Origin of the sequence: Clostridium sp. ZBS2 (assembly GCF_023845855.1) — a bacterium.
Classification (GTDB): Bacteria; Bacillota; Clostridia; order Clostridiales; family Clostridiaceae; genus Clostridium; species Clostridium aquiflavi.
Genome location: NZ_JAMQIF010000029.1, coordinates 19,193 through 42,797, shown reverse-complemented (window position 1 = coordinate 42,797; position 23,605 = coordinate 19,193). Strand labels below are relative to the sequence as shown.

Sequence of the window (23,605 nt, the reverse complement as noted above, 5' to 3'; positions counted from 1 at the left end):
ATGTATCCCCACATTATTATAAACTTATTTCTAAGTTCTTTCTTATTTCTTTTATGAATTCAAAGGTATTAACCTTTTTTATATTATCATGAATTGCAATTGCTGCTAAATCACCTGTCATTATTCCGTTCTCTATTGTTTTTAAAGATGCAGCTTCAAGCTTACTTGCAAAATCAATTAATGCTTTATTATTGTCTAGCTCTCCTCTTTTTCTAAGTGCACCACTCCATGCAAATATTGTTGCTATAGAATTAGTTGAAGTTTCTTTCCCATTCAAGTGATCATAATACTGATCTTGAACTGTTCCATGAGCCGCTTCATATTCATAATTTCCATCTGGTGAAACTAGTATTGATGTCATCATAGCTATTGATCCAAATGCTGCTGCAATCATATCACTCATAACATCACCATCATAATTTTTGCAAGCCCAAATCATTCCACCATGTGATTTTATTACATTTGCCACTGCTGAATCTATAAGCATATAAGTATATTTTATACCTAGTGCTTCAAACTTTTCTTTATATTCATTTTCATAAATCTCTTCAAATATATCTTTAAAAGTATGGTCATATTTTTTTGAGATTGTATCTTTAGCTCCAAACCATAAATCTTGTTTTAAATCTATTGAATAATTAAAACAACTTCTTGCAAAGCTTTTAATTGATTTATTTATATTATGCATCCCCATAACAATACCCTCATCATTGAAGTTATGTATAAGCTCTCTCTTTTCCTCACCATCTTCAGCTGTAAATACAAGTTCGCATTTACCTTTACCTTCTATTTTCATTTCAGATGCTTTGTATATATCACCATAAGCATGTCTAGCTATTGTTATTGGTTTACTCCAAGTTCTAACGTAAGGTTTAACTACATCAACTATAATAGGTGCTCTAAATACTGTTCCATCTAAAATAGCTCTAATAGTTCCATTTGGACTTTTCCACATTTCTTTAAGATTATATTCTTTCACTCTTGCGCTATTTGGAGTTATAGTTGCACATTTTACTCCTACTCTGTGTTTTTTTATTGCTTCTGCTGCTTGTACTGTAACATTATCATCTGTTGCATTTCTATTTTCTAAACCTAGATCATAATATTCTGTATTTAATTCGATAAATGGATTTAATAACTCATCCTTTATCATTCCCCAAACTATTCTTGTCATTTCATCTCCATCAATTTCAACTAATGGATTAGACATTTTTATTTTTTCCATTTAATTGCCCCCTTGTTTTAGATGATAGTGTAACGCTGTTTACACCATTTTTTTAATTAAGCTCTATTTTAGGAAAGTGTTGATATATGCATAAGCAAAGTGAACTAAGTAATTGAACTTAGGAATACTAAGATTAAAAACACTATGATTTTTAATCTTTTATCTAAATAAATTTTATAAATATTATACATTACTTATATTATATATACAACTTTATATAGTTCTGATATATTTTAATTTATATCATTCTCTTAAGTCGTCTATCATATTAATGTAAAATAGCTAATAACTTTAAATAAAAATTATTAGTTTTTTTGCTTTATATTTTTAATAAAATATCTTAATTTGTTTTTACTGATTAAATTCACATATGTATTATTTTTAAAGTACAAATCTTATTAATGTAAGAGCAATTATTATTTGAAAACTTCCAACTATTAATCCATACATCATTGATTTTGGTCCTTCTTTTATTAAATCTTCAAACTTAACTCGCATACCAATTGCAGCTAGTGCAATGATTTCAAAATTACTGCTTATTAATTTAAATACTTTTTGAATTGAAGTTGGTACAAAACCTAAACTATTTATTATGCAAAAGATGAAGAATCCTATTATATACCAAGGCACACTAACTTTAGCTTTCTTTTCTCTTTCAATTATTGCTTTTTCTGACATATTCTCATTTTCATCAACTTTAATTCTAGAGAATGCAATAACTACAACAACTAAAAATATTATTCTTATTATTTTAAATATGGTTGCTAACGTAACAATATCTTCGTTTATAAATTTAGCTGATGCTATTACTTGACCAACTGATTGTAAAATTCCTCCAATCATTGCTGATGTTTGTGTTAAACTATTTTTATATATTGCCATTGTAATTAGTGGAATTACAAACATTAATATTGTACCAGTTAAGTTTACAATAGTTACTGAAATTGCCTTATCTTTAGAATCTGCATTAATTGTTGGTGCTACTGCTGCTATTGCAGATGATCCACATACCGCATTTCCAGATGCCATAAGTAATGAGTATTTTTTAGAAAATCCTAATTTTTTTCCAACAAAATATGTAAGTAATATTGTAAAAGTCATTTGGATTGCTATAAATAAAACCCCTCTAAATCCAAGTGATTTTATTTCCATAAAGCTTATTGTTGCTCCCATAAGTACTATTGAATATGATAAAAGGTCTTTTTCTGAAAACTGAGAACCTTTATCATATTTAGGTTTATTAAATATAGTATTTCCTAAAATAATTCCTAAAATTATTGAAAAACTCGCTCCGCCAATAGAAGGAAAAAAACTACCTAATATTTTTCCGAGTATTGCTATAATTATGCATATTAAAAGTCCTGGGATAATATCTATTATTTTTTCTTTCATTAACAATCACCTCTAAATCACTGTTTTTTCAACAGCTTTCTTTTGCTCGAGTTAATTATAATAAATTTGAGATTGAAAATGAAATACTTATTATAATATGATATTAATAGGCTTTTACTTATATATTATTTTAATGAATAACTTATAAAATTCTTCATATTTTTACTTAGGAATTTATCACGATGATGTATAAGTCTTAAATCTCTCTTTATTTTTCCTTCTTTTAACCTATACCCTTTTAAACATCCACTTTTGATTTTTTCGTCTACACTTCTAGAAGATAAACAACTAACTCCTAAGTTAGCTTCCACACTTTTTTTAATTGCTTCAGTATTGCCAAGTTCCATAAAAATCCTATAATCTATATTATTGTTTTTTAAATATGATTCTATTATTTCTCTTGTGCCACTTCCTTGTTCTCTCATTATAAGTTTTTCTTTTATTATATCTTTTTTACTTAACATTTCTTTTTTAGTCCAAGGATGATTTAAACTAGATATAAATATAAGTTCATCTTCCCATATTTTCGATTGAACTATTTCATCTAAATTAGTTGTTCCTTCAATATAAGCAAAATCAACTTTATTTTCTAATATCATTTTTTCTATATTGGAAGTATTATCTATTGCTAGAGAAATTTCTATTCCACTATGCTCTTTAAGAAATCCTTTTATTATATCCGGTAATATGTATATTCCAATAGTTGTACTAGCACCTATTTTTATCTTACCCTTTTCATTTGTATTTATGTCATTAATACTTCTTATAGATTCATCATATAAATTAAGTATTCTTCTTGTATAGTTTAAATAAATTTCTCCCTCATGTGTTAAATATAGCTTTTTACCTATTCTATCAAATAATTTAACTTCTAACTCATCTTCTATCTCATGTATAGCCTGACTTATTGAAGGTTGACTTATATATAATTTTTTAGCTACATTAGTCATATTTAATTCAGTTGCTGTTTCATAAAATATCTTTAATTTTCTAAAATTCATCACTGTCACCCCATTTAAATTGATATTCTTTTTATTATTATAACCTTATATTATAAAAAATAGAGATAGACTTCAACAAGTCTATCTCTATACTATAACTTCAAATATTTCTTTTTTATCTATACTATATTTTTCATTTATATATTCCTTATTTTTATTAAAATTAAATATTAAAAGATATCCTTTATCTAAACCTTCTATATCTAAATAATTTTTAAGCTGTTTTAATCCCTTTTGATGTGCTATGTCTCCATGCCATATTTTTGTTTCTATAACATATTTATTATGATTATATTCAATTACTATATCTAGCCTTCTCTCTTCTGATATCTGTACTTCCTTATAGTCAAAACCCACACCATTTATTATTGGTTTTATAAATGATAAAAATAGTAAAACTCCTTGTCTTTCTAAAAATTCAGTATCTCTTGTGCTATAATTTTCTTTCATAAACTGTTGAAATCTTAAAAGTATTTTTTCCATGTGAAGTCCATTATTTTCAGTTATAAAGTTATCTTTAAAATTGTACTTAGACATTATCTTACTATCAGTTTTAGATACTAAATAATTATAAATCCTTTCTCTTATTATCTTATTTGATACAATAGTATTATTATTTTCATCCTTACTTAAATATCCAAACATAACCCCTAAATTTATAATTGGGTTGTCTATATTAAAAATAGATGTTACATTTAAAATAAGTAAATTATACAGATATTCATATAGATTATTGTTATTTTCCATATTCTTTATTAAGTCATCAAACAATGTATTATTTTCTTGTAATAATATTTTTATAGCTTTTTGAATATGAATTTTATTCCATGTAGTATCTCTATTTATTAATATATTTTCATCAATTATTTGACAGATTCTACTTACTAAAAATGGATATCCACTTGTGAATTTATATATTTCCTTACTTAAATTTTCTATATGAAAATTTAGCTTATTTTCATCTGAATATTCACTTAACATAGTTCCTATTTCATATTCATTAAAGCTCATATCCACATCAAATTTTACTGCAATATTCCAAGGTGAATTATACTTTATATCTGTAGCATCTCTAAATTTTATTTTAAGATTCTTAATATCATGAACTCCAGCTAATATTACAGATTTAAATGTATTACTATCTCCTTTAGCTCTTGATAAGTATAATGATCGAAGCATTCCTAAAAAATCTAAAAATAACTTATTATTTGAAGCTTTATCCACCTCATCAATAATTAATATAATATCTGTATCATTTGTAATTTCCTTTATAATATTAATTAAATCTAAAAATTCAAAAACTATAGGTAAGTCCAATTCAAGAGAAGAATTTATATGATTTATAAAATATCTACAAAAACTTTGCTCTGATTCAAATACATTTCCTAATCCTTCAAAATCTAAACTAACAACCTTATATCTAGTTTTTAATATTTTTTCAAGTCTACTAAGTATTGTTGTTTTTCCATACTGTCTAGGTCTATTGATTACAAAATAAGAATCATTTTGAATTAATTTAATAATATTCTTAATTTTATTATCTACATTAACCATATAATGCTTGGTTTCTATACATAATCCTGCTGTATTAAATTTTTTTTTATCAGACTCATATTCATCAAAAAATTCTAAATATTCTTCCATATACTTACCTCCTATCTTAATTAAATATTGAATTTATAATATTATTATAACATTACAATTTAATTACTGCTCTTATTTTTTTATTTACTCTTATACTAATAAAATACTTTCATCATCACTCTAAAACACAACATCAACTACTTATTTTTATTTATTTAAACCACAAAATTTTTAATAAGCTCATCAATTTTTAATGCTATATTAGCTTGTTCTTCTGCTGCCATTAAAACTTGTTTCATTGCAAGTGATGTATCATTTATACTATTTTTAATATTATCAATATTTTTAGCTGATTTATCACTATCTATTCCTATGTTATATATAGACTTGCCTACTTCTCCCATATTTGAATCTACTTCTTTTGATAATATTGCTAATTCATTTGACATATCACTCATGAAATTACCATCCTCAATATATTTACTACTTATTTCTGAATAGTCATTTAAATTCTTATTTATATCTCTTCCTATAAAACTCAATATATCATTGCTACTTTCTAATAAATTATTAACTGATAATTCAACTTTATTTATAGTATTTTTAATCGTACTTACTGCATTTGATGATTCTTCAGCTAATCTTTTTACTTCATTTGCAACAACACTAAATCCTTTTCCAGCTTCTCCTGCTCTTGCAGCTTCAATTGAAGCATTTAATGCTAAAAGATTAGTTTGCTCTGAAATATTATCTATTATATCAGCCATTTTTTTAATTTCATTTACTACTTTTACATCTTCAATTGCACTTAAAATTTCTGCTTTTTTATTTGAATATATATTGGATATATTATTTAGTGCTTTTTCACTATCTTTTTTTATTGTAATTGCTTTACTTTTAATCTTATTTGAATTAATATTACCATCTTCTGCTTTATGATATAATTTTTCCATATTATTATTAACATTGCTAATAGAATTATTTATTTCACTATAAGTTTTACTAGTTTGTTTCATTGAATTATTTATATCCTCTGTAGATGTATTTACCAATTCTACTTTTGAATTTACTTCTTGTACAGTAGCAGATAATTCTTCACTTAATGAACTTAAATCATATGATTCTCTAATTATTAATGATATCAAAGCTCTAATATTTTCTTGAGATCTATTTAATAATTTTCCAGTTCTTCCAAATTCATCTTCACTATTTAAATCTATATTTTCTGAAATATCATATTTAGACATTCTCTCTGCTAAATTTTCTATTTCCTTTAAAGGATTTATTATAAGTCTGCCTATTAGAAATATTAATATAAATGAAGTAGCTAATCCTATTAAAGCTATTATTATAGTCATTATTGAAACTGATTTAAATATTTTATTATTTTCTACATCACATTTTTCAGCATTACTTTCAGATAAATTAATGAGTGTTTTTAATAAATCATAAACGTTATTTTTCATTCTAAGCATATCTTTATTATATATTTCATTTGCTTCATTTATTTTTCCAGAATCTATTAAATTTAATATATCTAAAGAATACTTTTCCAGATTATTTATGTCATCTTTTAATTGTACAAATTTATTTGTTTCAATTTCTGAAGTATTTATATTTTCGTAATTTTCTAGAAATGTATTTGTTTGTTGTAATAATATTTTAATTTTATTAGAATATTTATAACTCTCATTAGTGTCAGAACTCATAAATATATTCATAAAATATGAATCAAGTTCTTTTATATTTGAATTAATATTATCTATAGTTTGTATAACTTTAAAATTTATATTGTAGATTCTACTAGAGTTTCTACTCACAGTATCTATGCTTTTAATAGAGATTAATGCTATTAAAAATATTAATAAAGATAATATTATATATGAAGCTCTTAATTTAACTTTCACACTTAAACTTTTTAAAAACCCAATATTCTTTTTATAATTCTCTTTTTTACTCTTTGTATAAAATATATTTTTCTTCATGTAATATTCCCTTCTAATTATTTAAGTATAATTTATCAAATTTTAAATAATATAATAATTAGAACCGTTTCCAATTATTATATTATCATTGTAATTCCACTTTTTCAATTAATATTTTTCAATATTTTCTAAATTGTGAATTTTATCTTAATTATTCAATTTATTTATAATAAAATAAATTTTTCCCTTGTATAATACTTGAAAATTAAAATATGTGATGATATACTTAATTTAAGAAAACGATTTATATTGTTTTTTGGTACAAGCTTATATCGTTTTTAGGAATCGTTTCCGATATATTTTATTAATATTTTTATTTTTCTAATCATAGTAAACGAATTCAAATGTTAAATATAAATTAAAGGTAAAAAGATAGGCATATATTTAATATTATTCGTATATAATTTAGTAACATATATTTCGGAATCGTTTCCATATATGGTTATATAGTCAACTATTTTATAGGAGGGGTACAAAATGAAATTAAGAATGAAAAAAACATTATCAACAGTATTAGCAGCTTCACTTCTATTAGGTACAGTAGCTGGTTGTTCATCATCTAATGCTGGAAATAGTGCTAAAAAGGATGGAAAAGGAAAAACAGTTAGAGTGTTTCAATTAAAAGTTGAAATCAATGATCAATTAAAAGAACTTGCTAAAAAATATGAAGATGAAACAGGTGTTAAGGTAGATATAACTTCTGTTGGTGGTGGTGCTGATTATGGTGCTGCACTAAAAGCTGAATTCCAAAAAGGTACTGAACCCGATATATTCATGATTCAAGGTGCTGGAGATTACGGTGTATGGCAACATAAAATTGATGAATTAACTACTGAACCTTGGGTAAAAGATGCAGTTCATGGTACATTAGATACAGTTACAGTTGATGGTAAGGTTTATGGTATGCCTGCTGCAACTGAAGGCTATGGATTAATGTATAATAAAGATATCTTAGATAAAGCTGAAATAGATCCTGCTTCTATAGATACTTTTGATAAATTAAAAGCTACATTTGAAAAATTAGATTCTATGAAAGCTGAATTAGGAATAGACAATGTAGTATCTTATACAACTAAAGAAACTTGGGTTACTGGTAACCATACTTTCAATATTCCTTTAGCAGTACAAGATAATCCTACTCAATTTGTTAAAGATTATATTGATGGAAAAGCTGACTTTGTTAATAATCAATATTTTAAAGATTGGATGAACTTAGTTGAATTACTTGTTAAATATGGCGGGGGTGCTACTCTAGATACAATAGATTATACTACTCAAGTTGGTAACTTTGGAGCATCACACAAAACTGCTTTCTTACATCAAGGTAACTGGACTAGTAAAGATTTAGCTGGCTTAGACGCAAACTTTCCTAAAGGTTTTATTCCATTAGCAATTAACAATGATCCAAAAATAAGTGGAAGTATTCCTGTTGGAGTACCTATGTACTGGGTTGTTAATAAAGATTCAGCTGTTAATAAAGAAGCTAAAGATTTCTTAAATTGGATGGTAACTAGTGAAGCTGGACAAAATTCTCTAGTAAAAGATATGAAGATGATTCCTGCATTCACAAACTTCACAGTTGAACCTGAAGATGAATTAGCTAAATCTATAGTTGAATTCAACAAAGCTGGTAAGACTATTCCTTGGGCATTCACAAATCTTCCTGATGGATTCACAATGAATAATATTGGACCTGTATTCTCTAAATTTGCCAGAGGAGAAATTGATAAAAATCAAATGCTTCAACAATTACAAGATGCTACTAAATAATGTTTTTTAAATTTAGCTCTGTTTTAGCAGAGTGTTGATATATGCATAAGCAAAGTGAACTTAGTAATTGAACTTATTGCATATATTAACACACATTTAAAACAGAGCTAAAAATTAACTTCATAAGGAGATTACTTTACCTTATGGATGTTTATCATTACATATAGCATTAATTACACATAAGTTGTATTTGTATATATAGTGATTTTTATTACAAAGGAGTGAAAATATGAAAAAGAATAGTAAAGAACAAAGAGACTTTTGGCTTTTTATAGGTCCATGTTTGTTCTCTCTTATCATGGTAGTAATAATCCCTTTCTTTATGGGTATTTATTACACATTTACAGACTGGAATGGTGCTAATCCAAAATATGGTTTCGTTGGATTTGAAAATTATTTAAGTATTTGGAAAGATACTCAATTTCTTTATTCATTTAAAATAACAATTCTATATACTATTGCAAGCGTAATTACTATTAATTTAATTGGGTTTGGACTAGCATATATAGTTACTAGAAATTTAAAAACTAAGAATATTTTAAGAACTGGTTTCTTCATGCCAAACTTAATAGGTGGATTAATTTTAGGATTTATATGGCAATTTTTATTCAACTCTGTATTTACTTCAATTGGCCAAAACATAGGTTCATCATTCTTAGGAACTTCACTATTACAAAATCCTGGTACAGCAATGTTTGCAATGTTAATAGTTGCTTCATGGCAATATGCTGGATATATAATGGTTATTTATGTTGCTTCCCTTGAAAATGTACCTACTGATTTATTAGAGGCTAGTCATATTGATGGAGCTAATGGCTTGCAAACCTTCAAACATATTACAATTCCTATGGTAAGACCTGCAATTACAGTATGTTTATTCTTAACATTAGCTAATTCATTTAAAATGTTTGATTTAAATTTCTCTTTAACATCTGCAAAGACAACTGAAATGTTATCTTTAAATATATATAGGGAAGCTTTTTTAGTAAACAACATGGGCGTAGGACAAGCAAAGGCTATTATTTTCTTTATATTTGTAACTGCTGTCTCATTAACACAAGTGTACTTTAATAAAAAGAAGGAGGTAGAAGCATAATGAAAACAAATGTTGTAGAAAACACTAGTAGTTCACCTAAAAAAGCCAAAAAATTATCAACATTAAATGGATATAGCCGTAAATTAGGCGTATTAGAAATACTAACATGGATTGCATTAATAATTTATCTAACTCCTTTTTACTTAATGTTTATAAACTCTTTTAAAACTAGAAGAGAAATCTTTGTAAATACAACTGGTTTACCATCTACATGGAACTTTATCAATTACTTAGACGCTATTGATAGAATGCATATGACTAGTGCTTTCATCAACTCTATCATAATAACTGTTATAAGTGTTGCTTTAATAATTTTATTTTCTTCAATGGCATCTTGGGTTTTAGTTCGTAATGAATCTAAGGCCAGTAAAATTATATTTTACTTATTTGTTGCTGCTATGGTAGTTCCTTTCCAAGCTGTAATGTTACCACTTGTTAAATGGATGGGCATTTTAGGCATCGATTCCATTAATTTTAGCATGTTAGGTACACATTATGGATTAATCTTTATGTATATTGGATTTGGATCAAGTATGAGCATATTCTTGTACCACGGTGTAATAAAAGGAATTCCTAAAGAAATTGAAGAGGCTGCTATCATAGATGGTTGTAGTAAATGGAAAGTTTTCACTAAAGTAATTCTTCCACTTTTAAAACCTACTACTGTAACTGTAGCTGTATTAAATGGAATATGGGTATGGAACGACTTCTTGCTACCATTCTTAACTGTCAATGGTAAGATAAACACTATTCCACTTGCTATGAATAATTTCTTTGGTGCTTTCTCAAAACAATGGGAACTTGCAATGGCTGCTTTAATATTAGCTATTATCCCAATAATTATCTTTTACTTCTTTGTACAAAGACAAATTATTCAAGGAATCGTTCAAGGCTCTATCAAATAAAATTATGTGTATAAAAAAAGGGCGTTATGCCCTTTTTTTAGTTGAGAGTTGAGAATTTACAGGTTGAAAGTCCTAAATATCTTCTTTAAAAATTATATTTTAAAATTCCAATAAAAAATTTTTTTATTTACTCTCCACTTTCCACTCTCAATTCTCACCTTTATTATTAGTATAAGATAATATTGTACTTAAAAATATACCTATACATATTACACTCGTTATAGCTATAACCACAGCCATAAGTTTAGCTTCTACTGTAACTGGCACTATATCCCCATAACCGATTGTAGTAAATGTCATTATTGTATAATAAAATAGATCAATATTACCACTTACATTTGTATAAGAATCTGGTGAAATACTATTTATAAAGCAAACACCTAAAAATAAATTTATTATTATAAGTATAATTATTAATATAGCTGACACTAGTATACTATTAAAACTATTTTCTTCCTTTATTTTAAGAGTTGCTGGATTTCTTATAACATTAACAAGTACCTTTAAATTTAATATGTAGCATATGACAACTCCTAACAATCCTATTATGTAATTCTTTTTAAATTCATCAGGTAACAATATTAATATAGTAAAATATGAACTTAATATAAAATAAGATAAAAGCAAGTCTATCTTAGTAGTTTTGTCTTCAACTCTATGAAATATAGCATGTATTCTACTTATAATTAATAATACATATCCAACAGAATAATGTATTACAGTTATTATTCCTAATATAAGTACCAATTTAACTAATAAATCCAATCTATGTGCTAAAAATAAGTCAAAATTTTTAATTATACCTACTGATACTGTTATACTTATAAAAAATTCTGCCCCTATTAACATAATAATTTGACCATTTCTAAGTAATAAAGATTTTTCTTTAAATAAATTTCTGTACGTTCTATTGGTCTCCTTTAATACTTTTTTGATTTTTTTATATATACTAACATTTCTATTAAGATTTCTTAAAAATATAATAATTATTGCTATTATTGTAGTTAGTATCATAAAGATTCTACCCATCATTAAACTCTCCTACTCTATCTTCTTTTCATATTTCTAATTATATTTTTTTCATCTTTATTAACTCTATATGATTCTATAATTTTTTGTAGAGTTTTATTATAAGTAAAATCATCTAATTCATTACTCTTTAAATATTTCATAGTTTTTTCAGGATATTTAATATAACATATTGAAATAGCCCAAGCTTCAAATATTTTTTCTTTTATATACTGTTTATCCATAATATATAAATTTCCTTTCTAAATTTTTTCCTTAATTATCTACATTATATTATACAGGAAAATATTCCTTTATTTTAGACTGTATTTTTGTTAAATGCTTATATACATTGATAATGTCAACATATTCATTTAAATTGACAACATATTATATTTTATTCCATTTTTTACATTATTTTAATTTAGAGGTATAATATTTATATATTATTTAAATATTAATTTTAGTTATTGAAAGGATAATAATTTATGAAAAGACTATTTACAATTCTTCTATCTACCTTAATGTTATTTTTAATAGGATGTAGTCCCAGTACTCCTACTTTAAGTAATACTGAAAATTTAAAACCATTAAGTACTGAAGAAAAATTAGAGGATTTTGAATATATGTATAAAATTCTAGAAGAAAACTATCCTTATTTTGAAGTTAACAAAAGAATGAATAATTTAGATTGGTTATCCAAAAAGGATGATTATATTTCTATGATAAAAAATACTACTGATGATATAGACTTTTTTAATACATTAGAAAAAGTTTTATCTGATCTTAACAATGGACATACTGATATGATTTCCAAAGAAAGATTTTCTCGCCTTAAAGCTTTATATGAGCAAGATCGCAAATCTAATAAAGCATGGGTAAAAAAATTAAATGAACATAAAGTGCTTCAAAGATATGCCTTTAATTCAAATGATAAAAATTCTGATTTATCTTCATCTAATAAAGATAAGATAACAAAAGATAATATAAATACTAAAATATTTGAAGAAGGTAAAGCTGCTTATCTGTCTATAAAATCACTTAATAGTTTTAATATAGAAAATGATTTTAAAATTATACTTCCATTTTTAAAAGAAATAAAAGACTATAAAGGATTAATTATAGATATAAGAGGTAATGGTGGTGGAGATACACGTTATTGGACTGACAATCTTGTCCCTGCTTTAATAAATGAGCCTTTGAGTAGTTCAAATTACACAGTTTACAGAGGCGGAAATTTAACTGAGGAATTTGTTCAATGTAGATGGAATGGTGGCTATAAAAATTTTAATTCTATTTCTGATATAGATAAAGAAAAACTAACAAATCCTCCTAAAGAATTAAAAGAAGATTTTAAATATTACTCTGCTGACACTATAAATATTTCACCAAAAAACCCTATTGATTTTAAAGGTAAAATATATTTACTAGTAGATAAATATGTTTTTTCTTCATCAGAAGCATTTGCAAGCTTTGCAAAAAATACTAAGTTTGCTACATTAATAGGTGAAAAAACTGGTGGAGATGGCATTGGTTCTGACCCTGCAATAGCAGTTCTTCCTAATAGTGGTTATATCTTTAGGTTTCCTAAAGAAATGGGATTAGCTGCTGATGGCAGTTGCAATTTTGAATGTAGAACAGATCCAGACATAATCATTGATGCTACAAAAACTTTAGATTTAAAAGATGATAACTCAATTCAAAAAGCTATAGAACTTATAAATTAATTAAAACCTCATAAATAGTTATTGTGATTAAAACTATTTATGAGGTTATATTATTTATTTGATATTATATTAAAATTTTCATCAATTGCTTCTGCAATTGCCTTTGCAACTTTCTTTTGATAATATGAATCTGCACATCTCTCTGCTTCTTCAGTATTGGTTATAAATCCAACTTCAACTAAGACTGCTGGCATATTAGTATTTCTAAGTACAAATAATGTACGTTCAGAATCACTCTTAGCTCCACGATTTTTAGTATCTATGACTTTTACAATACTATCATTTATAACTTTAGCCATTTTTTTGCTTTTTTCAAGTCTATTATAATCTAAATTCCCACCATACTTATCATCTTTAGGTGCAGTGCTATAATAAGTCTCAACCCCTTTAGCAGTTTCTACTGCTGAATTATGATGGATGCTTATAAAGAAATCGGCATTTTCATCATTAGCAGTATCTGTTTTATGAGAAAGACTTGCTGTTAAAGATCCATAAGATGGTCTTTCTTTAGCTTTTCTTGTCATTATTACATTAAATCCTCTATCTTCTAATTCACTTTTAAGTTTAGATGCAACTTGTATATTTAAATCTGTTTCACTATAAGTTGTTCCATCGATTTTATTTTCAGATCCATAATCTTTTCCATAATCATGACCTGCATCTATAACTATTGTTTTCTCTTCTGAATTTTTATCATTATCCTTCTTCATATCTTTGTCTTTATTTTTATCATTATACTTATTTGATTCTTTATCAGAAGATAAACCCAATCTCTTACCATCTAAACCAATAACATATCCACCTATCACACTATCTACTATCATTTTTCCTGTATTTCCATCTAAATAATAATTATCTCCATTGCTTAAAATCCAACCTTTTGCTAATGATCCATCATCATTTAAGAAATACCAATTGTTATCAACATTAATCCAGCCTTTTGCCATGGCTCCAGTGTCATATAAATAATAACTTGTTCCATTAATATTTAACCAACCTATTTGCATATCTCCACTTAAACTGAAGTAATACCAATAATTATTGACTTTTTCCCAACCAACTTTCATTGAACCACTATTATCAAAATAATATATTTTATTGTTTATCTTATTAAGTCCATTCACCATAGCCCCACTATCTTTTAAATAGTACCATGTACCATTAATGTTAAGCCATCCTTTTGCCATAGCTCCTGAGCTTTTTAAGTAATACCAAGTGTTATTTAAGTTTATCCAACCATTTTTCATATATCCATTTTGATCTAAATAATACCAATTTCCATCTGGATTTATCCATCCATTAGCCTTTGTATTATCTGATTTATAATATAACCAATATCCATTTGCATATTTCCAACCAATATTAGATGAAATATTAACATTATCACTATTTTGATTATTAGTAACTTCATTTATATTGGGTAAACTAGGCTTATTCTCTGGAATTGCTGGATTAGGTAATACATTTGATGAATTACCTTTATCATCACTATCTTCTACTTTCGCTCCAGAATATCTTAATAAATCATTATAAAGAGCATTTACTTCTTTACCATATGTAGAACTTGGAGCCCAAACACCACTTAATTCTTTAACTGTTTTTGCTTTTCCTTTTATAGTTCTAAAATTTCTTGGATCATAGCTGTCACTTTTAGGATATCCCTTGGCACCTGCATATAATGCTAAGTGATCCATGTGAGCTTGTACTCCTTCATCCCAATTATCAAATTTTTCATGGGCATTTTTATCATTGTCATCTCCACCTGCTGCTGTCTTAAGCCCACACGGATTATTATAACTTTCATCTAAAACACCAGTAAAATTACCATATCCAGTTTCTTTAGCTGATTGTACATATGCTATTGCTGGATTTACATCACCACAATCCTCTGCATATTCCCAATACAAATCTGCTAAACCAATAAAGGTCTTAGTTGCACCTTTAGATTTAGCCCAATTTTTAGCTTCTTTTACTGTTACATCATTATCTGATATTATTTTATTATCATTACTTGCAGCTTGTACATTCATTGTTGGAATACCAATAAACATTATTGCAACAGCAAATATAACAATAGTAAGTTTCTTCTTAATATTCAATATTATTCATCCCCTTTTATGTTATATTTTAACACTAAATACATGTTTTAACTACATAATATTCCCTTGTAATATATTAATTTTTTATTAAGACTACGTTTTAAATATGCGTGGATATATGCAATAGATTAAGTGGTATTGTAATTTGGCTTTAAGAATTCTTAATTTGAAATTTATTTACTTATACAAAAAATTCACAAAAAAAGACCATAAATATTTAATTTATAGTCCTAAATTTCATAATAAAATTTTATTTTACTTATATATTTCAAAATTATTTTGGATAATATTTGAAAAATTTGGTATTATAATTTTTAAGTATAAAATTTTCTAACAAATAATTTTCTGATGCATTTTTTAGTATGAATTCACATCCATAATAATATAAATTATCCTTTTCATATTTTCTTTTAGTAATAGTTTCTATATATATTTTTTTATCTTCTATAGGTAATTCAATGAAAAAGTTAATATCTTCTGGAATGTCTAAAACACACTCTAATAGTATTCCTCTAATACTTAAATTTTTACTTGTCATAAAAATAGGTTTAGATAGCTGCATTACGTTTTCACATATGTTACGTATCTTAGCTACTTTTAAAGGTATATTTACAATAATTCTATTGTTATTTCTTCTTTCTTTATCTAGTAAAAACTTTATATTTTTAACCACTATAGTATTTTTTAATATATTATTTATGATACCATTGTATATGGAGATACCTTGATTATTATTAAAAATATTTATAAAAACTTCTTCCCCAACTTTTAACTTCGTTTTTTCATTAGCACATATAATTAAAATATCTTTCTGGAATTTTTGAACTATTCCCATAGTTATTATTTTTTCATCAATAGAAGTTAATTTTGCTAAAGAATATTCAATACTATTTTTTATTACCAAACTTATTAAACTCCTTCTAATATATATAGTTAATATTATAAATATAATTTTCTATATAATATTAATATTTCCATATATATACTCGTGCTAAAATTTGCTAATATTAATAGTAAATTTTATAAATTATAAAATTTATAAAAATATAACATTAAAATATCAAATATATATTAAATAAGCTATTTAAAAATAATATTATTAAAATTTTTTCACATTAAACTTAAATGTCTCTTTACTTTTCACTCCATATTCTAACATTATATTTTTTCAATTTTAGATATATTTTTCCCTTTGTATACATTGATTATAATTCCAACTATAAACATGTTTATAATGGTACTTGTTCCTCCATAACTTATAAAAGGTAGTGGCATAGGGGAATGCACACTTATAGTAATTCCAAAAGTCATTAATACATTGCAAATAAATTGAATTGTTATTATGGATACAACTCCTAAAACTAAAGATTTAGCATAAGTATTTTTTACACATACTGCTACTTTAATCATTCTTATTATTAATACTCCAATTAAAGTAATAATTACAATTCCAACTATCCAACCAAAATTATATATTATATATGAAAGAATATAATCAATATAAAACTCTGGAATAATATTTTTATCAAAGTTAGTAGCTCTTCCAATTAATACTGACGAATCTCTAATTATTTTAAGTTGATTATAAATATATCCATATCCATTAATATTATTACTTCTATCAATGAAATTTGAAATAGTATCAAAACCTATTTTGCTTAAAATCATAATTAATGTTTCAATACTAATAAATAATCCTAATATCTTTTTGCTTGATTTTGATAAATATACTAATATAATCAATGAAATTCCATAAATAATAAAACTAAATAGTGAATTTGTTCTGACAAGTAATACCAATGGTAATAAGCCTAAAAATAAAGCTATTATAATTTTTCTTTTATTAGTCCAATCATACTTATCATATATTCCTGCTAAAGCAATTACTATTATTATTGGTGCAAAATATCCAATATTTATAGTTAATCCACCTATTGGTAACCATTGTCTTACTCCATTAAAACCTTGAATTCCTGAAAATACAGTATAAGCTAAAGAGAATAAACCAATAGCATAAATATATTTTGAATACTTTTTAATTTGCCTATAATCAATGAAGCATGACATTATAAATACAAATATGGCCAGTATGCTAAATATAATATTATTCTTTGATATATGATTATTTTCAAGTTCTACATTCCACTCAAAAAACCTTATTATTACAGCACTAAATAATACCAATCCAATACTTAACGCTATTATGCTCCATTCTGGCTTAGACTTATGTAGCATATTAAGTTCACTTCCTACATGTTTAGAAGAGCCCATTTCGTTAATTGCTTTCTTTAAAGCCTTCTCTTTTTTTTCTCCTGATTTTATATATTCATTTGTCTTTTCCTCTAAATGTGCACTTAGTTCATCTCTTATTTCATTATGCATTCTTTTATTCTTTACTTGTGAACACACATCATTAATATATTTTTTTATATCATCACTATCTTTTATATTCATCTTTCCATCACCTCACCAGATTATCATTCATTTTTAACTTATTAAACATTAACACTTTAACTACTTTTTATTATTTAAGTATCTTATTTTAAAATATACTTATGTTATCTTTTGTAATTTTCCCATATTTTCTAACATTTTAATGTTTTTAGTATCCTCAGCCCTAAATTTTAAATATCCTCTTCCTTTTCTAGTTAATCTATAATATTTTTTATCTATATTATCACTTTCACGAATCCAGTATGATTCTAATAAAGCATTTCTTTCTAAGTAATGTAAAATTGGATATATTTCACCTTCTTGCATTAGAAATGTATCCTTAGACTTAATTCCTAATTCTTTAATTATTGCATATCCATACATATCCTTTCTTTGAATTAATTCTAGTATTAATATTTCTAAATCAATTTTTTTATTTTCTATTTTTTCCTCTTCTCTCACTACATTTAAAATATTCTGTAATATTTCTTCTTTAGATTCTAATCCTTTGTGAATTGCTTTTTTAACTATATCCTCTTTATTCAAAATACACCCTCCTATATTTCAAATTCTTCATTTATTTTATTCATTGTTCGATACAGTCTATTTTTAACAGTGGACTCGCTTACATTAAGGCTCTTACTTATATCTTTTATTTTCAAATCACTTTGAAAATATAAAACAAATATCTTAAAAGTAAGCATATCCTTTTTCTTTATATACCCCCATATTTCCTCACATAATGCTTCTTCTTCATAGTTATATTCAATATTTAAATTCTCCTGAATGTTTTTAAATTGTTTCTCATCATTTAGTGAAAATATTGGAATATGATTTTGAAACATTTTTAATAATCCATAATGCTTATATACTTCATTTCTTGCAATTCTTATTAAATACTTTTTATATTCTTTTATTTCTCTTTTATTTTTTAAAGCTTTATAAAAATTCAAATATATATTTTGCATTATATCTGCTATATCATCACTACTTCTACATTTTGATACTACATATCTTAATACATCATCATAAGTATTGTTGTATATGTCAGTAATTAATTTTTCAATATTTGTTTCTTGCACATTTCACACTCCTTACACTAATAATGATACCTATATATTAAATTTTGTTTCAATAAAAATAATTTTTTTATAATTTATAATATATAATAAAATTATTTTATAAATTTAAAAACTCAAACAAACATTAAAGGAGAATGAAATGGATAAAAAAATTATATAATTAGGGACAATAAATAATTTTGTGTAAATTAGGAATTAACTCTCTGTATAAAAAAGAACCTATAGGAATAGACACTTTTTATGTATGTCCATCATCTAGGTTCCATTTCATTAAAAATCAGTTTAGCTCTTTATAGAATCCATATATAAATCATTTTATATAACATTCTTTACAATATTACCAACAAATCGCTCAAAATCATTTTGAACAATATCATATATCATCTCATCACTAATATCAAAATACATATGCACTATTCTATTCCTGAATTTAGCCATATTAAAATATATTAATACATCTTCTTCAGCTATTATCCCATTATCAAATAATATTTCAAAGTGTTCCTTATTATCCTTTGGTCTTCCCCATCTGTTCCTAGAAATCAAATGACTAGCTATACTAGCATTGCATCTATGCTCACTTATATATCAATAATTGGCTTTGCTGATAATCCTTCAACAGATGTGCTTCCTACATGTTCAATTGAAATAATTTTTCCAGATAAAACTGCTAATAATTCATCTTTTATACTTTCAAGACTCTCTTTCCATTTTGGATTATAATCTTCTACTATTACGTGTTTAGTTATCATCAAAAATCTCCCTTCCAAATTGGAATTTATCTATTGCATTTCCTTGCACGAACAATTATTACATCTGGTTTTTCTTTAACTCCAAAGCTTTCTTCATAAAAACCATCAATTACAAAACCACTTTGAAAACATAGATTAAATATGTCTTGTAATGAACGATGATAATAACATTGTAATACTGGCTGACCTGAAATAGCCTCACCAGTATAACTATTAGCAGACAAATATTTCTCTGTTAGAGTCACAAAACAAGGATGTTGTGTGGAAAATACGAATATACCATCTTCTTTAAGAAGGCAATTTACACATTGAAATAAAATAGATATATCTGAAATATCCATAATAGCCATATTAGATACCACTTTACTATATGGTTTATCCTTTTTAAGCGAGAGAAGTTCATCTCTATTTGTTGCATCTATAACATGAAACTCAATTTTATTATTGTACTTATACTGTCTTTTCTCTGCCAATGTTATCATTTTTGAGCTGTAATCAAAAGCAACAACATCTGCTCCTTTTTCTGCAATATAGGCAGAGTAATTTCCATTTCCACAGGCAATATCAAGTATAAAATCATTTTCTTTAATATCAAGCAATTCACTTACTCTTGGTTTTACAACTTCTCTATGAAATTGATTTGACTCATCACCCATGCAGTTATCCCAAAACTGGGCATTAAATTCCCAAGCTTTTAAACTGTCTTCAACTGAATGTTTACTCACAAATGGTTCCCCCCATTCAAATTACTATTTAACTAACTTATGAATTACTATTTATTTACTGGTAGATTATTTTTATTAGCACTATTAACATTTATAGTGTTACTTATAGATAAAATATCAAAAAAATAGTAGCCCAGACTCGCAATTGGAAGCTACTATTTTTACAAACTAAAAATTTAGTCATACCAGTTGCATAAGCAACTAGAATTATATCTAGTAGAGTGTTCCAACACTCTACTTTTTTATTATCTGTATTTTTTATTTATATTATATCAAATTTTTATATAAAATAAACATAAAATTTTATAAAGCTAAACTGATCTACAACTTGGAATTTATAAGCTTAAATTTATACTTATCTTAAATAAATAAACCTTATCATTACTTATAGATAAAATTTCTACACAAAAAATAAGATAGACTTTTTAGCCTATCTCTAATTTTAGATTTCTTCAATTTTACATTTATGTTCTTTATTCTTAGAATCATAACATATAGCTACTGCCAACACTTTTTTTCTCTTATTTTCATTTCTAAACTTTTCTATATATTCTTTTTGTTTAATTTGATTTATTGCTACTTCTGGCAATTCATCTTTCTTAAGTTCAACTATAAAAGGAATATCATTCTTTCTTCTTGGATGAAATGTAAAATCAGCATATCCTTTTCCCGTCTTTTCCTCTCTTTCAACTCTATATGTGTCCCTAGCTGAAAGATACGCTAAAGTTAGAACACATGAAAGGCTATTTTCATCATTATATTGAAGTATTGGAATCTCCGAGTTGTGAATATCATGTAAAATTTCTTCCACAACTTTTATATCCCAATTTACAGTGGCTTTTAACATGCTCTTAGAATTTTCAATTATTTCAGATACATATCCAAAAGATTCATCTCTTAAAGCTTTCTCAAATTCTTGCATAAGTTCCTTATTAGGAATTTTTAAGTATCCATCATAATAAGATAAAAATCCAAGGACTATCATAGCTGAATAAATTTCTTCTTTATTTCTTGGAACCCCTTGCCCTGCTCTAAATTCTTCATTTATTATTATATCAATTTCTTCACCTGAAACCATTTTTATAACATCGTCACGAATTTCTAAAATGTTATATTTCAAATACTCACACACTTCATCCATAGCCCCTGTATTAGTCCAATAACTTTCACAATAATTATTTTCTAATGACTTAATAACAGAACGTGGATTATAAATTTTAATTCCACTAGCTGTAGTATATCCGTTATACCAATTCTCCAATTCTCTAAAATTTATTTCACCATTTTTATTACATAATGCTATAACTTCATCTTCTGTAAATCCAAAATATTCTCCAAGTTTTCTATCTCTTAAAAATGTAAACTCATCAAACATATTAAGTGCAGAACCACTTGAATATTTTTTAATTGGTAAAACTCCAGTCATATAGCAAAGCGCAACATATGGTTGATCCTTTAGAAGATTTCTTAAAAATTCTAAAAAGTCATTTTGATTTTCTTCAAATAAATTATTATTAAAAATATAATCCCATTCATCAAATATAAAGATAAATTTATCATTTGTTGCATTAAACATATTGCTAATATTATAAAAACTTTTAATTTCAAGATTAGGATACATTGTTTTTATATCATATACTATACCCTCTTGAATTACTCTAATATATTCCTCATATGTTTTGTTTTTATCTGGTATTGTATTAAAACTTATATTTATTACATTATATTTATTTAAATTCTCTTCATATCCATAAGTCTTGCTTATTTTAAGTTTATCAAAAATATTCTTAGAATCTACTGCTTTAGAATAATACGCTCCAAGCATATCTGCAACACTAGATTTTCCGAATCTTCTCGGTCTCGTAACACACACATATTTACTCTTTGTATTTATTTTTTTATTTAATAGTTTTATAATCAATGATTTATCTACAAAATACTCCTCATTAAAGAGCTCATTATAATTTTTTAAAGGTTTATCAGTGTTTAAATACAAATTCAAAATATCATCTCCCTTCATATTTTTTCACTTCATTATACTTATCATTATTATAACATAAGCCAATGACACGTTAATATCATTGGCTTAATTTCATTCTTTTAAACTTGCTTTTTAATTTTAAATTTCCACAAATGTGCTTCAGCTAGCTCCACAAATTTAGAATTTGTCTGGCTGAGGTTATTCTCATAATCTCTATGGTAAACGGAAATTATAGTTCAACATCTACCTTGTATTCGTCATCAATCAGAATATAATCACATCTATATTTTTTACACATTTCTAAATTGAAATCATTTTCTTTTATCATCATTTCTGGACTTAAAAATAAATCATCAATGCGACCCTCTATTACATTTGCATATCTTTTAATATCTGAAAAGTGATTATCAATATATTTTTTTGTCATTACAAGACAATAATACTGAATGTGCTCAAGATATTCATCGCTGAAATCATCCTTCCAGTCGAAAGGAATATAGCACCCTTCAACAACCAAATTTTGATTGTTTTCTATTGCGGTTTTTGCCATTTCCCTTACAATAGGCCATAAGTAATTTGTTAATAGGTCATCCTTTTCTGGCGTAAGGTTAGTCTGTCCACTGCGAATTAAACCCATCTTCAAATGGTCTATAGATAGATATGGATAACTGTATTTTTTAAGTAACTTCTGTGCTAAAAGTGTTTTTCCTGTATGTGAACTACCGGCAATTAGAATTATCATTAAAAATTCACCCCCTAATACTAATATAGGTTATATAAATAACCTATACTTCGAATTCATACTTATCTAAATCTATAAGTATAAATACTATCTAAATA

19 protein-coding genes and 2 pseudogenes are annotated in these 23,605 nt (G+C 25.5%); 4 read left to right on the top strand and 17 right to left on the bottom strand.

Annotated elements, in window-relative coordinates; all coding sequences use genetic code 11:
• Nucleotides 1-16 precede the first annotated feature (16 nt).
• From NG918_RS15180 to NG918_RS15160, 5 genes are all read right to left on the bottom strand, one after another.
• On the bottom strand, nucleotides 17-1,225 hold the full coding sequence (locus tag NG918_RS15180) for an NADP-dependent isocitrate dehydrogenase (protein WP_252213550.1): 1,209 nt from the start codon (nucleotides 1,223-1,225) through the stop codon (nucleotides 17-19).
• Between the two features lie 381 nt (nucleotides 1,226-1,606).
• On the bottom strand, nucleotides 1,607-2,617 hold the full coding sequence (locus tag NG918_RS15175) for a YeiH family protein (RefSeq protein WP_252226896.1): 1,011 nt from the start codon (nucleotides 2,615-2,617) through the stop codon (nucleotides 1,607-1,609).
• Nucleotides 2,618-2,742: 125 nt separating this feature from the next.
• Nucleotides 2,743-3,618, bottom strand: a complete 876-nt coding sequence (locus NG918_RS15170; protein ID WP_252226894.1) for a LysR family transcriptional regulator — start codon at nucleotides 3,616-3,618, stop codon at nucleotides 2,743-2,745.
• Between the two features lie 87 nt (nucleotides 3,619-3,705).
• Nucleotides 3,706-5,262 carry a GxxExxY protein gene (locus NG918_RS15165; protein ID WP_252226892.1) on the bottom strand — a complete coding sequence of 519 codons (1,557 nt, stop codon included), beginning with the start codon at nucleotides 5,260-5,262 and terminating at the stop codon, nucleotides 3,706-3,708.
• A 155-nt stretch (nucleotides 5,263-5,417) separates the two neighbouring features.
• On the bottom strand, nucleotides 5,418-7,187 hold the full coding sequence (locus NG918_RS15160) for a methyl-accepting chemotaxis protein (RefSeq protein ID WP_252226890.1): 1,770 nt from the start codon (nucleotides 7,185-7,187) through the stop codon (nucleotides 5,418-5,420).
• Nucleotides 7,188-7,664: 477 nt separating this feature from the next.
• Between NG918_RS15160 and NG918_RS15155 the strand changes: the two genes are divergently transcribed.
• From NG918_RS15155 to NG918_RS15145, 3 genes are all read left to right on the top strand, one after another.
• Nucleotides 7,665-8,957 (top strand): ABC transporter substrate-binding protein, encoded by a 1,293-nt coding sequence (locus NG918_RS15155; RefSeq protein ID WP_252213560.1) that lies wholly within the window; start codon nucleotides 7,665-7,667, stop codon nucleotides 8,955-8,957.
• A 229-nt stretch (nucleotides 8,958-9,186) separates the two neighbouring features.
• A complete protein-coding gene (locus NG918_RS15150) occupies nucleotides 9,187-10,053 on the top strand; it encodes a carbohydrate ABC transporter permease (RefSeq protein ID WP_252213562.1) in 867 nt (288 codons plus the stop codon).
• Complete coding sequence (locus tag NG918_RS15145; RefSeq protein WP_252213564.1) at nucleotides 10,053-10,958, top strand: carbohydrate ABC transporter permease; 906 nt, start codon at nucleotides 10,053-10,055, stop codon at nucleotides 10,956-10,958. The genes NG918_RS15150 and NG918_RS15145 overlap by 1 nt, the downstream gene beginning before the upstream one ends.
• 147 nt (nucleotides 10,959-11,105) lie before the next feature.
• On the opposite strand, the gene NG918_RS15140 is transcribed toward NG918_RS15145, so the two are convergent.
• Together NG918_RS15140 and NG918_RS15135 are read right to left on the bottom strand one after the other, a co-directional pair.
• On the bottom strand, nucleotides 11,106-11,990 hold the full coding sequence (locus tag NG918_RS15140) for a potassium channel family protein (protein ID WP_252213566.1): 885 nt from the start codon (nucleotides 11,988-11,990) through the stop codon (nucleotides 11,106-11,108).
• Nucleotides 11,991-12,004: 14 nt separating this feature from the next.
• A pseudogene (locus tag NG918_RS15135) lies at nucleotides 12,005-12,187 on the bottom strand (DNA alkylation repair protein); the annotation flags it as partial.
• A gap of 267 nt (nucleotides 12,188-12,454) precedes the next feature.
• Here NG918_RS15135 and NG918_RS15130 point away from each other — a divergent pair.
• Complete coding sequence (locus tag NG918_RS15130; protein WP_252213568.1) at nucleotides 12,455-13,693, top strand: S41 family peptidase; 1,239 nt, start codon at nucleotides 12,455-12,457, stop codon at nucleotides 13,691-13,693.
• Between the two features lie 50 nt (nucleotides 13,694-13,743).
• On the opposite strand, the gene NG918_RS15125 is transcribed toward NG918_RS15130, so the two are convergent.
• From NG918_RS15125 to NG918_RS15080, 10 genes and pseudogenes are all read right to left on the bottom strand, one after another.
• The gene (locus NG918_RS15125) at nucleotides 13,744-15,792 is read right to left on the bottom strand and encodes an N-acetylmuramoyl-L-alanine amidase (RefSeq protein WP_252226881.1); all 2,049 of its coding nucleotides are present in this window, start codon (nucleotides 15,790-15,792) and stop codon (nucleotides 13,744-13,746) included.
• A 274-nt stretch (nucleotides 15,793-16,066) separates the two neighbouring features.
• Nucleotides 16,067-16,696 carry a PilZ domain-containing protein gene (locus NG918_RS15120; RefSeq protein ID WP_252213572.1) on the bottom strand — a complete coding sequence of 210 codons (630 nt, stop codon included), beginning with the start codon at nucleotides 16,694-16,696 and terminating at the stop codon, nucleotides 16,067-16,069.
• Between the two features lie 254 nt (nucleotides 16,697-16,950).
• Complete coding sequence (locus tag NG918_RS15115) at nucleotides 16,951-18,246, bottom strand: FtsW/RodA/SpoVE family cell cycle protein (protein WP_252213574.1); 1,296 nt, start codon at nucleotides 18,244-18,246, stop codon at nucleotides 16,951-16,953.
• 99 nt (nucleotides 18,247-18,345) lie between these two features.
• Entirely contained in the window at nucleotides 18,346-18,771 is a 426-nt protein-coding gene (locus NG918_RS15110) for a PadR family transcriptional regulator (protein ID WP_252213576.1), read from the bottom strand.
• Between the two features lie 11 nt (nucleotides 18,772-18,782).
• On the bottom strand, nucleotides 18,783-19,307 hold the full coding sequence (locus tag NG918_RS15105; protein WP_252213578.1) for an RNA polymerase sigma factor: 525 nt from the start codon (nucleotides 19,305-19,307) through the stop codon (nucleotides 18,783-18,785).
• A gap of 315 nt (nucleotides 19,308-19,622) precedes the next feature.
• Nucleotides 19,623-19,853: a type VII toxin-antitoxin system HepT family RNase toxin gene (gene hepT, locus NG918_RS15100; protein ID WP_252213580.1), complete on the bottom strand. Its 231-nt coding sequence runs from the start codon at nucleotides 19,851-19,853 to the stop codon at nucleotides 19,623-19,625.
• 38 nt (nucleotides 19,854-19,891) lie between these two features.
• Nucleotides 19,892-20,059 (bottom strand): annotated as a pseudogene (locus NG918_RS15095) (GrpB family protein); the annotation flags it as partial.
• Nucleotides 20,060-20,085: 26 nt separating this feature from the next.
• Entirely contained in the window at nucleotides 20,086-20,784 is a 699-nt protein-coding gene (locus tag NG918_RS15090) for a class I SAM-dependent methyltransferase (protein WP_434062231.1), read from the bottom strand.
• Nucleotides 20,785-21,226: 442 nt separating this feature from the next.
• On the bottom strand, nucleotides 21,227-22,786 hold the full coding sequence (locus NG918_RS15085; protein ID WP_434062232.1) for an AAA family ATPase: 1,560 nt from the start codon (nucleotides 22,784-22,786) through the stop codon (nucleotides 21,227-21,229).
• Between the two features lie 208 nt (nucleotides 22,787-22,994).
• The gene (locus NG918_RS15080; RefSeq protein WP_252226877.1) at nucleotides 22,995-23,507 is read right to left on the bottom strand and encodes an adenylate kinase; all 513 of its coding nucleotides are present in this window, start codon (nucleotides 23,505-23,507) and stop codon (nucleotides 22,995-22,997) included.
• Nucleotides 23,508-23,605: the final 98 nt, after the last annotated feature.